General features: G+C 70.7%; 13 protein-coding genes and 1 pseudogene. 6 read left to right on the forward strand and 8 right to left on the reverse strand.

The window, feature by feature from the left end; translation table 11 throughout:
* Both IH13_RS0110990 and IH13_RS0110995 read right to left on the reverse strand, forming a co-directional pair.
* Positions 1-432 (reverse strand): annotated as a pseudogene (locus IH13_RS0110990) (ATP-dependent helicase); the annotation flags it as partial.
* On the reverse strand, positions 419-1,420 hold the full coding sequence (locus tag IH13_RS0110995; RefSeq protein WP_051835815.1) for a LysR family transcriptional regulator: 1,002 nt from the start codon (positions 1,418-1,420) through the stop codon (positions 419-421). The gene IH13_RS0110995 and the pseudogene IH13_RS0110990, both read right to left, overlap by 14 nt.
* A 128-nt stretch (positions 1,421-1,548) precedes the next feature.
* Between IH13_RS0110995 and IH13_RS0111000 the strand changes: the two genes are divergently transcribed.
* On the forward strand, positions 1,549-2,793 hold the full coding sequence (locus IH13_RS0111000) for an MFS transporter (protein ID WP_031083338.1): 1,245 nt from the start codon (positions 1,549-1,551) through the stop codon (positions 2,791-2,793).
* An 83-nt stretch (positions 2,794-2,876) separates the two neighbouring features.
* On the opposite strand, the gene IH13_RS0111005 is transcribed toward IH13_RS0111000, so the two are convergent.
* Together IH13_RS0111005 and IH13_RS0111010 are read right to left on the reverse strand one after the other, a co-directional pair.
* The gene (locus IH13_RS0111005; protein WP_031083340.1) at positions 2,877-3,083 is read right to left on the reverse strand and encodes a DUF397 domain-containing protein; all 207 of its coding nucleotides are present in this window, start codon (positions 3,081-3,083) and stop codon (positions 2,877-2,879) included.
* Positions 3,080-3,919 carry a helix-turn-helix domain-containing protein gene (locus IH13_RS0111010; RefSeq protein ID WP_031083342.1) on the reverse strand — a complete coding sequence of 280 codons (840 nt, stop codon included), beginning with the start codon at positions 3,917-3,919 and terminating at the stop codon, positions 3,080-3,082. The genes IH13_RS0111005 and IH13_RS0111010 overlap by 4 nt, the downstream gene beginning before the upstream one ends.
* A gap of 247 nt (positions 3,920-4,166) precedes the next feature.
* Between IH13_RS0111010 and IH13_RS0111015 the strand changes: the two genes are divergently transcribed.
* Both IH13_RS0111015 and IH13_RS0111020 read left to right on the forward strand, forming a co-directional pair.
* A complete protein-coding gene (locus tag IH13_RS0111015) occupies positions 4,167-4,610 on the forward strand; it encodes an ATP-binding protein (RefSeq protein WP_031083344.1) in 444 nt (147 codons plus the stop codon).
* Between the two features lie 340 nt (positions 4,611-4,950).
* On the forward strand, positions 4,951-5,325 hold the full coding sequence (locus IH13_RS0111020; protein ID WP_031083346.1) for a VOC family protein: 375 nt from the start codon (positions 4,951-4,953) through the stop codon (positions 5,323-5,325).
* 253 nt (positions 5,326-5,578) lie between these two features.
* Here the strand turns inward: IH13_RS0111020 and IH13_RS0111025 are convergent, their stop codons facing one another.
* On the reverse strand, positions 5,579-6,589 hold the full coding sequence (locus tag IH13_RS0111025) for a helix-turn-helix domain-containing protein (RefSeq protein WP_031083348.1): 1,011 nt from the start codon (positions 6,587-6,589) through the stop codon (positions 5,579-5,581).
* Between the two features lie 291 nt (positions 6,590-6,880).
* Between IH13_RS0111025 and IH13_RS0111035 the strand changes: the two genes are divergently transcribed.
* Together IH13_RS0111035 and IH13_RS44525 are read left to right on the forward strand one after the other, a co-directional pair.
* Positions 6,881-8,848 (forward strand): serine/threonine-protein kinase, encoded by a 1,968-nt coding sequence (locus tag IH13_RS0111035; protein WP_234433267.1) that lies wholly within the window; start codon positions 6,881-6,883, stop codon positions 8,846-8,848.
* A 164-nt stretch (positions 8,849-9,012) separates the two neighbouring features.
* On the forward strand, positions 9,013-9,549 hold the full coding sequence (locus tag IH13_RS44525; protein WP_234433268.1) for a hypothetical protein: 537 nt from the start codon (positions 9,013-9,015) through the stop codon (positions 9,547-9,549).
* A gap of 16 nt (positions 9,550-9,565) precedes the next feature.
* Here the strand turns inward: IH13_RS44525 and IH13_RS0111045 are convergent, their stop codons facing one another.
* The 3 genes from IH13_RS0111045 to ychF form a co-directional block, all read right to left on the reverse strand.
* A complete protein-coding gene (locus IH13_RS0111045) occupies positions 9,566-9,979 on the reverse strand; it encodes a PIN domain-containing protein (protein ID WP_031083357.1) in 414 nt (137 codons plus the stop codon).
* On the reverse strand, positions 9,961-10,245 hold the full coding sequence (locus IH13_RS0111050; protein WP_031083358.1) for a hypothetical protein: 285 nt from the start codon (positions 10,243-10,245) through the stop codon (positions 9,961-9,963). Before IH13_RS0111050 ends, IH13_RS0111045 begins: the two co-directional genes overlap by 19 nt.
* Before the next feature lie 280 nt (positions 10,246-10,525).
* Positions 10,526-11,614, reverse strand: a complete 1,089-nt coding sequence (ychF, locus tag IH13_RS0111055) for a redox-regulated ATPase YchF (RefSeq protein WP_031083361.1) — start codon at positions 11,612-11,614, stop codon at positions 10,526-10,528.
* Positions 11,615-11,880: 266 nt separating this feature from the next.
* On the opposite strand from ychF, the gene IH13_RS0111060 reads away from it, so the two are divergent.
* Positions 11,881-12,492, forward strand: coding sequence for a DUF6542 domain-containing protein (locus tag IH13_RS0111060; protein ID WP_031083362.1), 612 nt, complete (start codon positions 11,881-11,883; stop codon positions 12,490-12,492).
* Positions 12,493-12,593 lie beyond the last annotated feature (101 nt).

Genomic DNA, 12,593 nt, shown 5'->3' on the forward strand with positions numbered 1-12,593 from the left:
GTGTATAAGAGACAGGTGCAGGGCGGCCACCAGGGCGGAGGTCTGCGGATCGGGCCGGTCAGCGTCGATGCGTACGGCGATGGTCTCCCGGACGGCCTCTTCTATCCGGCGGGCCGCCGCGACGGTGTGGTCGGCGGTCTGCTGCCCGACCCCGGGGATCTGCCGCAGCCGGTACGGCCCGGCGTCGAGGACCTGCCGTACGGTGCGGAAGCCGCTCTTCTCGACCTCCCCGAGCCTCAGTCTGCCCTCGGTGACGTCCTTCAGCCGGGCCACCGGGATGGCGTCCAGCTCCGCCTCCGCCAGCCCGTCGTGGATCGGCCGCAGGGCCGCCCGCACCGCTTCGACGGCCCGTGCGTGGTCGGCGACCAGCGCCTGGGCCGTCCCGAACAGACGCCCGCCCCGGGCAACGGCCTCCCGCTCACTGCGCCCCATCGCTCCCCGGCCCCTCTCGTACGTCCCCGCATCCTTCCACCTCCTCAGGGACGGCCGTCGCCGTGGCCCAGGAGGGGGACCAGGCCGCCGTCCCGGGGAGCGGCGGCAGGCTTCCGAGGTGGTCGACGACCGCGCGGAGTCCCGGGTGCGGGTCCGCGCGGCGGAAGATGAGCGAGAGCGGGTAGACCAGCGCCGGATCCACGATCGGGATGCGGCGCAGGTCGTAGTGGGGCGGCCAGACGTACCGGTCGCGTGCGCCGACGAGGGTGGCCACGTCCGAGGAGTCCGCGAGGATGTCGAGGAGTACCTCGTTGCCGAAGTTCGGGCCCGCCGCGTCGAGCCGGAGGTCGAAGGCGGTGACCAGCTCGTCGTAGAACTCCGCCCATTCGCTTCCCGGCGCGATACCCGGCACCCAGATCCGGTGACCACGCAGCTGGGCCGGGGTCACCGGCCGTGCGGAGGCGAGCGGGTGCCTCGGGCCGACGAGGAGTTCCAGCGGGGAGCCGAACGCGTGGATCATCCGCAGGTCGGGCGGCAGCGCGGCCGGGTCGGTGACCGAGCGGAAGGTGGCGTCGATGTCGCCTGCCTGGACGGCGGTGACCGCCACACGTGGATCGTTGACTCTGAGGGTCACCACGTCGAGGTCGGTCCCGGGGTGCGCACGCCAGTAGTCGTGCAGGACGACGGCCTGTGCGGTGCGCAGGCCGAGGACGTCGATGCGGAGGGCGCGCGAGCCCGGCCTGATCGCGGTGACGGCACGATCGGCGCCCGCCACGACGGTCCGGGCGTGCGGGAGGAAGGCCTGGCCGTCGAGTGTCAGCTCGACCCCCCGGGCGGTGCGGGTGAACAACCGGACGCCGAGTCCGCGCTCGAGGGCCGCGATCCGCTTCGACACGGCTTGCTGCGTCACGCCGAGCTCGTCGGCCGCGTGCCGCAGCTGCCCGAGCTCGGCCGCGCGGACGAACGATCGCACCGCCTCGGTATCCATCGGTCCACCGTACCCAGGGCCAACCGATGGTTGTGGCTCGCCCGGAACCCGGTTGTTTGATCAGGCATCGGTACGGCCGCTGTGATGGGGGGACCCGAACATCGGTTGTCGCGAGGAGTGGATGGCGCGTGCGGTGGGAGCCCGGTTTCGGCCGGCTGTGGTCGGCCTACGCCGTCAGTACGTACGGCACGTGGATCGCCTTCGGCACGTTCCCGCTGATCGCGGTCCGCGTGCTGCACTCCTCGGCGTTCGCCGTGTCACTCCTGGAGGCGGCGGGACTCGCCGTCGCGGCGGTCGCCGCCTTCCCGCTCGGGCCGTGGGTCGAGCACCGGGCCAAGCGCCCGGTGATGATCGCGATGGACCTGGTCCGCTTCGCCGCCATGGCGAGTGTCCCGGTCGCGTACGCGCTCGGGGTGCTCTCGTACGGCCAACTGCTGGCCGTCTCGGTGGTCTCCGGGACCGCGGGCATCGCCTTCGCCGCCGCGTCCGGCGCGTATCTGAAGCACCTCGTCCGTGGCGACCGCCTCCTGGTGGCGAACGGCAGGTTGGAGGGCACGAGTTGGGTGGCGACCGCTGCGGGGCCGCCCCTCGGTGGCGCGCTCGTGGGGCTGCTGGGCCCGGTCGTCACGGTCCTGGCCGACGCCTTCAGCTATCTGCTGTCCGCGCTCGCGGTACTCGGCATCCGGGGCGGTGACATCGCGACACCCCCCGACCGGGCCACGGGGCCGCACCGGGCCGGTCTTCTCGGCGGCTGGCGGCTCATCCTCCACGACCGTGTGCTGAGAGGCCTGTTCCTCAACTCGATCCTGGTCAGCGGCCTCATCATGGCCACCGTCCCGCTCCTGTCCGTCCTGCTGCTGGGCCGGTACCACTTCCCGCCCTGGCAGTACGGTCTCGCCTTCGGCGTCCCCGCGCTCGGCGGCCTCGCGGGCGCCCGCCTCTCCGGGCGCCTCGTGGCCCGCTACGGCCGGCGTCGGGTCATGGCCGTCTCCGGGTGGCTGCGCTCGCTCTTCCCCCTCGGTCTCGCCCTGGTCCGGCCCGGCGTCCCCGGGCTCCTCACCGTGATCGTCGTCGAGGGCCTGCTGATCACCTGCATGGGCGTCTTCAACCCGATCTACGCGACGGAACGCCTGCAACGGACTCCCGCGGACCGCACCGCCCAGGTCCTCAGCACCTGGAGCGCCGTCAGCAGACTCCTCCAAGCCGCCCTGGTGGCGCTCTGGGGGGTTCTCGCCACGGTCACCGGCCCGCTCACCGCGATCACCGTCTCCGGCGTCCTCCTGCTCGCCACCCCGCTCCTGCTGCCCGGCGGGACACCCGCGTCCACCCCTGAGCCCGCCGCCGCGCCGGCCGAAGACACCCGGGCCGCCTGACGACACCGCGGCGCCCGCTCGTGGCCGTGGGGAGCCGCATGCGGACGGAACGGCCCCGCCCGCATGCGGCCTGCCGTCGTACGTCAGCCGCGCGCGGCCATCCGCACGAACGCCGCCCACTGGGCGGGCCCGACGTCCAGGACCGGCCCTTCGGCGCGCTTGGAGTCGCGTACGTACACGGAGGCGTACGTGGTCGCCACCTCGACGCAGTCTCCGCCGTTGCCCGCGCTGTAACTGCTCTTGCACCACGTCAGGTCATCTGCAGGCGGAACGGGTACCACTGTGTTCATCGCTCTCCCAACAGTCTCTCGATGAAGGCCAGTGACTCCCTCGGGGTGAGGGCCTGGGCCCGGAGCACACCGTAGGTCGATTCGTAGGCGCCGACCTTCTTCGGTTCCGAGTGCAGTGCGCTTTCGTCCTGCACCTCCGCATAGGCCATCCTGCGACGATCCCCGATGTGGAGCAACGTGAACGCCCCGGCCAGTCCGGCGTGTTCGACGATGCGGGTGGGCATCACCTGGATCTCGATGTTGCGCTCGTGCCCGTAGAGCAGGAGCTGCTCCAACTGTCCGTGCAGGACGGCCTCTCCGCCGAGCGGGCGCCTCAGAACGGCTTCCTCCACGACGAAGCTCAGCAGCGGGGCCGGACGCCGCGCGAAGAGTCTCTGCCGCTCCATGCGTGCGGCGACCCGCTGTTCCACCGTGTCCGCGTCCAGCAGTGGACGCCACATCTCGAAGACCGCTCGCGCGTACTCCTCGGTCTGCAGCAGCCCTTTGACCACGTGACTGTCGTAGGCGTGCAGTTGCGTTGCCTCCGCCTCCAGCCGCGCGTACTGCCGGAAGAACGACGGGTACCGCGCCCGCTCCACCTCCCCCTTCATGGCCACCAGCACCCCGCGCCCGCCCAGGACCCGGTCCACCGCGTCCACCATCTCCGGTTTGGGGATGCGGCGCCCCTGTTCCACCGAGGCGATGTGGGCCTCGCCGTACCCGACGCTCGCGCCGAGCTCCGCCTGGGTGAGCCCCGCGGCCTCGCGCAGCAGCTTCACCTGGCGGCCGAAACAGCGCAGGAACCCGCTCCCCGGATCTGCGGAGCCCTCGACGGCACCGGCCACCGCAACGTCCATGCTTCCTCGCCTCCTGATGCGTACGCAGGGAGAGAAGGCTATGACTCTGCGTAGCAACGGGGAGTGGGTTTCGCCGGAATGTCCGTCGGGCGGGTGACGACGGCGCCCGTCGCCCGGGGAGCCGGGCCTCTGCTTCCGGACGGCGCGCCCGTACTGCTACGTCAGGAGCGGGGCAGGCCCCGACAAGCCGTGTCCGTACGGTCGTCGGTGCTGGTGGAAGCGGTGCACGAGGCGGGATCTTCGTCCCATGACGTTCCCCGGCCGCACCGCGCCACACCCCGCAGACACCTTCGAACTCCGCTTCTCCTCCACCCCGCGCGGTGCCCGCCTCGCCCGGCGGCTGGCCTCCCACCGCGTCCACGAGTGGGGGCACCGCTACGGCTCCGAGGTGAACGACACGGTGAGCCTGGTCGTCGGTGAACTGGCCGCGAACGCGGTCACGCACGGGCTGGTGCCCGGCCGGGACGTACTGCTCCGGCTGAGCCGGGCAGCGGGTGGGCGGTTGCGGGTCGAGGTCGGTGACACCCGGGGCGAGCGTCTGCCGGCGCCTCCCGCCGACCCGCCCGGCGACGCGGAGACGGGGCGAGGACTGCTGCTGGTCGCCGCGCTCGCCGAGGAGTGGGGTGTCGTTCCACGGGAGGGTGCGCCGGGCAAGACCGTATGGGCCTCCCTGCGCGCCGCGTCCCCCTGAGTCCCGAGCCGCCCACCGCCGTCCGTCGACGAGGCCGGACTCCCAGGCGCAGGCGGCGATCTCCCGCGCGGGGATTGCGGTCTGAGGTTTCCTGGACACCGGCACGGCGTTGTCGAGGCGTCGCAGCGGGCGGACCGTGACGGCGGGGCTCGCCAGCGCCTCGCCGGAGGCGGCCGCCCTGATGGCCTCGACCAGCAGGACCACCGGGCCCGGTCTTCGTCCTCGGCGGCGACGGCCGAGGACCCGGCGGCCGGCACGCGCATGCCCGCCGCGGTGATGGGTACGACCCCTCCCGTACAGCGGCGTCGCGGAAGCGACCGGAGATTCAGGAGTACCGGAAGTGATTCGAAAGCTGCAGGCGGTCGCACTGGACTGTGCCGACCCGGCCCGGCTCGCGCGGTTCTACGCTGAACTGCTCGGTGGGCGGGTGGTCGCGGACTCGGAGGACTCCGGCTGGGTCGAGGTACAGGGATTCGAGGGGACGCCGCTGGCCTTCCAGCGGGTGGACGGCTACCGGCCGCCCGAGTGGCCCGGCCAGGAGCGCCCGCAGCAGTTCCACCTGGACTTCGACGTGGACGACCTCGACGGGGAGGAGAAGCGGGCGCTCGCCCTCGGCGCGACGGTGCTGGAGCGGACCGACCAGGTCCGCCCGGGTACCAACTGGCGGATCTACGCGGACCCGGCCGGCCACCCCTTCTGCCTCTGCGTGCACTGAGGCCCTCGGGCCCCGCCCCGGCTCGGCGGCAGTCGCCCCCTGTCCGCCCGGCGGCTGCGAACGCGCCCACGGAGCCCGGTGTCCGAAAGGGCCCGGCCCGGCGCTCTTGGGCCCGTGCAGCCGGTCCCTCCCCCGCCGGGACCGGCTGCACGGACCAAGAGTGCCGGGCCGGAGCACGATGATGTTGCCCTTCCGTCCACGGTTTCTTGCCAGCGCGTCCATGACAGGGCCCTTGGCCGCCTCGGGGCCCCGTTCAGCCCGCCTCTTCCGCCTCGCCCTGCCCCTTCTGCTGCTGGGCGCGCAGCCGGTGCTCCCTGGGTGAGAGCCCGTAGGCGGCCCGGAAGGCGCGGCTGAAACCGGAGGCGCGGGGGAAGCCCCAGCGCGCGGCGATCCCGTGGACCGGTTCGCCCCGGAGCGCGGGGTCCTCCAGATCGCGCCGGGCGCGTTCCAGGCGCCGGCTCCGTATGCTCGCGGCGACCGTCTCCCCTTGCGCGTGCTCCTCGAAGACGCGGTGCAGCTGGCTGAGGGAGATGTGGTGTGCCGCGGCGACGGTCTGGGGGGACAGCTCCGGGTCGTGCAGGTTCTCCCGGATGAACGCGTAGATCTGCCGCAGCAGGACCTGGCTGCGGTTCTCGGGCGGCAGCGCGGATTCGGCGTCCACCGCCTGGGCGAGCAGGGCCGACACCAGATCGAGGACGACCCCTCCCAGCCGGGGGGCGTCGGTCGGCCGCAGGGCCCCCGCCTGCTGCTCCAGGCCGGTGAGGAATCCGGCGAGCAGCGCGCCCATGCCCTCGTGCCCGGGGAGCCCACGGCCCAGTACCTGCCTCAGCCGGCGCGGGGCCAGCGGGAGCAGCGCCTTGGGGAAGTCGACGCCCACCCCTCGGATGGGGCTGCCCACTCCGCCGTCGGACGGCCGGAGGTCGTACGGCAGGGAATCGTCCACCAGATGCAGGTCCAGAGGCCCGAAGGTGTCGGTGCCGCCGGAGTGTTCGAGGGTCAGCTCCCCCTCCAGCAGCAGCGTCAGGTGGTACAGCCCGTCGTCGGTCCGGCGTGCCCGCCGAGGGCTCTGCCGGTAACGCGCGGGCAGGACCGATGTCGGCCACACCGTCACCGGGCCCAGCTCCATCAGCCGCATCTCCGCGCGGAAGTCACGGGCGTACGGACTGCTCATCTCGCTCGCGCGGGTCCGGCCGAGGAGTTCGCGCCAGTAGTCGAACCTGTCGGCGGCCGGCACCTCGCGGGTGTCGAAAACAGTCCCGATCACGCTCCCACCTCGGCCTTCTCGCGGAGTCTCAGCTTCCGGCAGCCTAAGGGGTGGCCCTCATACAGGTTCCCGAGACGGTGAAAGGTGCGGTAGTTCGGCCATCTCCCGCCCCGCCGAGAGCCACGGTTCCGGCCGTCCCGATCCAACGCCGCTGCTCCGGGGGAGATTCCCTCCTGTCCGGCCGACCGCGCCACGCTGTCAGCCCAGCAGGACGTCAGTCAGTGGCAGAGCCACGATCACCGGGACCTGAGTATCAGCATCAATGTCAGTGGCGGCTGCTTCCATGGCGTCATGAGCACCGTGCACGAGACCGCCGCCCGCCTCCCCGGCCCCGGCCAACTCCGCGCCCACCTACGCGCGCTGGCCGTCCTCGACGCGGCGATCTGCGACGATCCGCGGTTCTGCCGGTACACCTTCGACACCGCCTGGGGTCCCGACGAGGAGGCGGCTCTCATGGACAACGGCTCGGGGGACGACTTCTCCGTCCTCTTCACCCCGGCAGGCGTGCTCATACGCGGGTTCGCCCACGAGTCGGAGATGAGTCCGTACGGGACGGACGACGAGCAGGTCTGGCCCGGTGTCATCGACGACGTGCCCGCCACGCTGCGCCCTCTGCTGGACGAGCCCGCGTTCCGCGGCGAGGCTGCCGACGCTCCTCGCATCACCGCCTGCCTGTGGTGGGAAACCGGTGACACCGCCTGGCGCACCGGCTCGGCCATCGCCTTCCCCGCGGGCAACCAGGACCCGGACGGCTCCGGCTTCCTCTTCCACCTCCTACGGTTCGTGGCAGGTATCGGCAACGCCAACGTCGGAGTCAGCTGGAACACTGCGGCTGTGATCAACGAAACAACGCCAGACCTTCCCAATACGCCCGTCAGCTCCCTGCCACCCACAGCACGAGCGGAGCTCGCCGGAACAGCCTGGGAAGAGCTGCCACACTTCTGCACGGGCCGGCACGGTGTGCCCGATACACCGGACATCCTCGGCGCCGTGCTCGCCGACGACCCGGCCCACCGAGTGCGAGCGGTTGAGGATCTGTACCAACTACTTCTCAACGAGGCGCGGGTGTTTCCGGCCACCGCCCCGGCGGCCCTGGTCCTCACTCGTCTTCTCGACGACCCGCGCACCCTCGCCGAGGACCGATGGGAGCGCAGGGCCGGCCGACGACCGCTCCGCGCCGAACTGCTGAACTGGCTGGCTTCGTTCGCCGACATCACTCGCCTGGACGTCGAGAACGGTGCCGGGGCCGTGCAGGAACTGACCGCTGCCCGTGCGGCCCGGCCGGTGCTTCACGTCCGCATCGCGAAATTCTGTGATGCCGATGATCCACTGGTGAGGGAGGCCGCGCTCGCGGCTACCGCCCTGCTCCTGGCCGACCCCGCCCTCGCCCCAGCTGTCCCCCAATACGCACCCGCCGTCCGTACGGTCCTCGCTGTGAGCGCAGACTCGTACTACCGGTGGATCGCCCGGGAGCGCCTGGCAGCCTGGGGCGAGGACGTCACCGATCTCGTCGCCGCAGAGAGGGACCATCACGCGGCCCTGAACAGGGCACACGCTCTGGCGGACGACCCGTTCGGGGAGGGCCAGGAGCAGGCGATCCGCTGGTTGGAAGAGCAACCCGAGGACACTGCAGCTCCGGAACAACTCAGCCGCCGGAGTGAGGACCGGACCGCGCCACCACAGGCGGCTCCTCACGAGTCGGCACCCGAGCCGCCCATTGCCAATCCGGGGAGCGAGGTGGGGTACCTCGGCGCCTGGCGGATCGCCAGGGAAGAGGAGCGCGCCGAGTGGACGTTCACGCCGTACATAGGAGTCGGTCCCCTGCGTTTCGGGATGACCCTGAAGGAGATCACAGGCGCCCTCGGGGAAGAACCGACCGTCTTGTCCCACTCCGGTCACGGCGAAGACCAACAGCTCAACTACGCCGATTTCGCGGAGAGTGGGGTCAGAGCCCTGTTTGAGGAAGGCCGCCTCGGGTGTGTCGCCGTGAACGCCCTCACCGGCCCCCAGGTGAGACTGGACGCAGCCCCGCTGACCGGCTGCGCACCGTCCCACGTGGAGGACTGGCTCGTCCACCGCACAACGCGGCCCGGGAGCCTGACGTACAGCCCCGCCGCCGATCCGATATTCCACGACCTCGGCCTGGCGATCAGATCCCAGCGGGCCGGCGACGTCGTCCTGACCCGACCGCTCTTCCTGCTCCACGACTGGCTCGACCTGTGGCACTCGCTGCCCAGCGAAGAGTGGAACTACGTCTGAAAGGACGTGACGCGAGCATCTGCCCAAGCCGTCAGCGGTGTCGGCTGCGCTCTTCGGGCCTCCTGACCACTGATATGGGACTGTAAAACGTTCGGCTCTGTCCCGTACCCGGCGTCACCACCGACTACGGGACAGAGCCGCTCGTTTGACAGACCCACTCATGGATGCGTATCCCCCGCTTCGACTACACCCCCTCCAGCCGCCTACGTTTCATACTCCGCGGCGGCAGCCCGCACCGTGCAAGCGAATGGGCAGATCTGCCCGACCGGCCTCTGGAAGAACAACTCGCCGAGATCGTGCAGGAGGTCGGGCTCCGCGGCGAGGCCGCAGAACGCAAACGCCTTGCAGCCCAGCAAGCCAGAGAGGTACACCAAAAGCGCTGGGAAGCCGCCATGCAGGAAGCCCACGCCGCCTACGCCCACGCCTACCGCGTCAAACACCTCGGAGAACAGGCAGACACCTGGTACCAGGCCAGCCGCCTGACTGAATACGTCGCAGCAGTAGGCGTCCATGCCACATCACTTCCGCCCGGGCAGGAGCGGACTGAGGTCGAGGCGTGGCTCGCGTTCGCGGACGCGCACCTCCAAAACGTCACCGAATCGGCCTCAGCGCCGAAACTGCCCACGCCGCCGAAACCCAGCGGCGACGACCTCAAGCCCTTCCTCGGTCACTGGAGCCCCTACGGACCCCGCTCCTACTGAGCCGGGCCAAGGGAAATCACACCGCCACGAGCCGGACTCGATCGCCGCACAGCTTGGCCATGTCGTCAATATCGGAAGTCAGCATGACCACGGGGCGGTGCTGTCGCAGCGCGGCCTCGGCGATGGCCGCATCGATCGCGTACTTGTGTCCGTGCAATCCGGCATTCATCAGCAGCTTCGAGGCAGCCCTTGCCTCCTCGTGGCCGACGGGAACGACCCGCAGCCCGGAAAGCACCCAGTTCAGGCGGGACTTGTTCGTACGGGCGTGGACGGCTTCGATGATGGTGAGTGCACTGATCACGACCTCCATGCCCCGCGAGCGCGCCTCAGCGATCAGAGCCACCACCTGTTCTTCGTCGGCGAGCAGCTTCGAGAGTCCCTCGCTGTCGAGGACCAGCGTCCCCTCGTGACTCAGCCTGCGGCGGGCCATTCGGCCTCCTCGGCGAACACCTCGTCGAAGACCTGCCGCGCCCGCTGACGAGCCGGCTCGGAGACCGGCCCCTTGCGGCTCTCGTAGTCCGCCAGGTACTCGTCCAGGACCTGCCCGCGCAGCTCACGCTCGACCGCCTCGGTAATGAACGCGGAGAACTCCCGCTTGCCCACCCGAGCCCGGATCGCCTCCGCGGTCCCCTCCGGCAGCGACAAGCTCACCCGCGTCGCTGGCCCTTCCCCGATGCTGTACGTCGCCTCAGCCATGCCCCGATTGTGTCAAACGAGTAGGAAAAGCGCCATGTCCGCACTACCTTCACAGCTCGGTCAGCGCCCCGCTCACACAAATCCCAGCACGGGCACCCCCACCCCATCCCAACACGATCCCAGCACGGTACGGATGACCAGGGATGACGACAGGTGACGAGGGATCAGCTATCCCAGCACCATCCCAGCACGGGAAAAAACAAAGGGCCCGACTCCGAAGAGTCGGACCCCATCCGACCTGCACGTTTGCCAGATCAGCGACGTGGTGTTATGTCAGCCGCTACACGTTGAAGCGGAATTCCACCACATCCCCGTCCTGCATGACGTACTCCTTGCCCTCCATGCGGGCCTTGCCCTTGGCGCGGGCCTCGGCGACCGAGCCCGTCTCGACCAGGTCCTCGAAGGAGATGATCTCCGCCTTGATGAAGCCCTTCTGGAAGTCGGTGTGGATCACACCGGCCGCCTCCGGGGCCGTGGCGCCCTTCTTGATCGTCCAGGCGCGGGCTTCCTTCGGGCCTGCCGTGAGGTAGGTCTGCAGGCCCAGGGTGGCGAAGCCGACGCGGCCGAGGGTGGCGAGGCCCGGTTCCTCCTGGCCCATGGACTGGAGGAGTTCGAGCGCCTCGTCGTCGTCCAGCTCGATCAGCTCGGACTCGATCTTGGCGTTGAGGAAGATGGCCTCGGCCGGGGCGACCAGGGCGCGCTGCTCGTTCTTGAAGTCCTCGTCGACCAGCTCGTCCTCGTCGACGTTGAAGACGTACAGGAACGGCTTCGTGGTGAGCAGGTGCAGCTCGTGCAGGAGGCGGCCCGTCTCGGTGCCGGCGGTGATGCCCCGGGAGAAGAGGGTGTCGCCCGCCTCAAGGATCTTCTGCGCCTCCTCGACCGCCGCGAGCACCGCGACCTTGTCCTTCTGGAGGCGGGCCTCCTTCGTCAGGCGCGGGACGGCCTTCTCGACGGACTGGAGGTCGGCGAGGATCAGCTCGGTGTTGATGGTCTCGATGTCGTCCTTGGGCGAGACCTTGCCGTCGACGTGGACGACGTTCTCGTCCTTGAAGGCGCGGATGACCTGGCAGATCGCGTCGGACTCGCGGATGTTCGCGAGGAACTTGTTGCCCAGGCCCTCACCCTCGCTCGCGCCGCGCACGATGCCCGCGATGTCGACGAAGTCCACCGTGGCCGGGAGGATCCGCTGCGAGCCGAAGATCTCGGCGAGCTTGTCCAGGCGCGGGTCCGGGACGCCGACCACGCCGACGTTCGGCTCGATCGTGGCGAACGGGTAGTTGGCCGCCAGCACGTCGTTCTTGGTCAGGGCGTTGAACAGGGTCGACTTGCCGACATTCGGCAGACCGACGATTCCGATCGTGAGCGACACTTTGGCGACTTCCTGAAGTTCGGAGGGGGCCCTGCGGAGGCGGGCCTGGGAGGGGAGGCGATTCTCCAGTTTACGGGCGGGGCGGCGCGCCCGGTCACGGGCACGGGAGGAGGCACGCGAGGCGCTCGAACGGATATGCGAGATACCTGTTCCAAGCCTCCCGAACGGTCCCATTTCGGCCGACCGGTGTCGAACGCAGTGCCAAGGTCGGCCAAAGGGCGTGTCCCACACCCGGAAGCGCATGCCGGGCGACCTAGGTTGTCACGGTGGAGCAGCACAGGACACGTACCCCGCGCAGGCAGCCCTCGCCGCCCGAGCAGGCCCCGGCCATGGCCGCGGGCGGTCTCGGTGAGGGCGCGGCCGGCTATCCGGTGGCCGTGACGGTCACCCCGGCGGTGTCGCGCCCGCGGCCCCGGTCCGGCCAGGTCGCGCCCTTCGTCCTCGCGCTGCGCAGATTCCCCAACCCCCGGCTGACCGGCATCGGCGCGGGCCTGTTCGCCGCGGCCGCGATGTTCCTGCTGGGCTGCCTGGACCAGGTGATCCTGGACGGTTCGGAGATCGTCTACGGGGTGCTGTTCCTGCCCGTGAGCGCCCTGACCGCGCTCTGGGTGCGCCCCGCCGACCTGGTCACCGCCCCGATCAGCGTGCCCATCGCCTTCGCCGTCGGCGTGATCCCGATCGCCGGCGGCACCGGCGGCTTCGGCGGGCAGGCCATGGCCGTCGTCACCGCGCTCGCCGTCCAGGCCGGCTGGCTGTACGGCGGCACGTTCGCCGCCGGGCTCATCGCCACCGTGCGCAAGATCCGGCTGATGCGGGAGCGGCGGCGGCACCAGGCCAGGGTGGCCGCCGGCCAGGGAGCGCGCCGCCCCCGCCCGTAAAGGGTCGAGGGAGCGCGCCGCCCTCGCCCGGAGAGGGGTCGAGGGCGCGCGCCGTCCCTTGCCCGGTGCAGGCTGTCCCCGGTCAGTCGCGGGCCGCCGCC

Source organism: Streptomyces sp. NRRL WC-3549 (genome assembly GCF_000721935.1).
Taxonomy (GTDB): Bacteria; Actinomycetota; Actinomycetes; order Streptomycetales; family Streptomycetaceae; genus Streptomyces.

Coding starts and splice junctions, on each gene's coding strand:
- IH13_RS0111015 (WP_031083344.1), top strand. CDS start 4,167: ATGACGTTCCCCGGCCGCACCGCGCCACACCCCGCAGACACCTTCGAA.
- IH13_RS0111035 (WP_234433267.1), top strand. CDS start 6,881: ATGAGCACCGTGCACGAGACCGCCGCCCGCCTCCCCGGCCCCGGCCAA.
- IH13_RS0111050 (WP_031083358.1), bottom strand. CDS start 10,245: ATGGCTGAGGCGACGTACAGCATCGGGGAAGGGCCAGCGACGCGGGTG.
- IH13_RS0111010 (WP_031083342.1), bottom strand. CDS start 3,919: ATGGACGTTGCGGTGGCCGGTGCCGTCGAGGGCTCCGCAGATCCGGGG.
- IH13_RS0110995 (WP_051835815.1), bottom strand. CDS start 1,420: ATGGATACCGAGGCGGTGCGATCGTTCGTCCGCGCGGCCGAGCTCGGG.
- IH13_RS0111045 (WP_031083357.1), bottom strand. CDS start 9,979: ATGGCCCGCCGCAGGCTGAGTCACGAGGGGACGCTGGTCCTCGACAGC.
- IH13_RS0111005 (WP_031083340.1), bottom strand. CDS start 3,083: ATGAACACAGTGGTACCCGTTCCGCCTGCAGATGACCTGACGTGGTGC.
- IH13_RS44525 (WP_234433268.1), top strand. CDS start 9,013: ATGCGTATCCCCCGCTTCGACTACACCCCCTCCAGCCGCCTACGTTTC.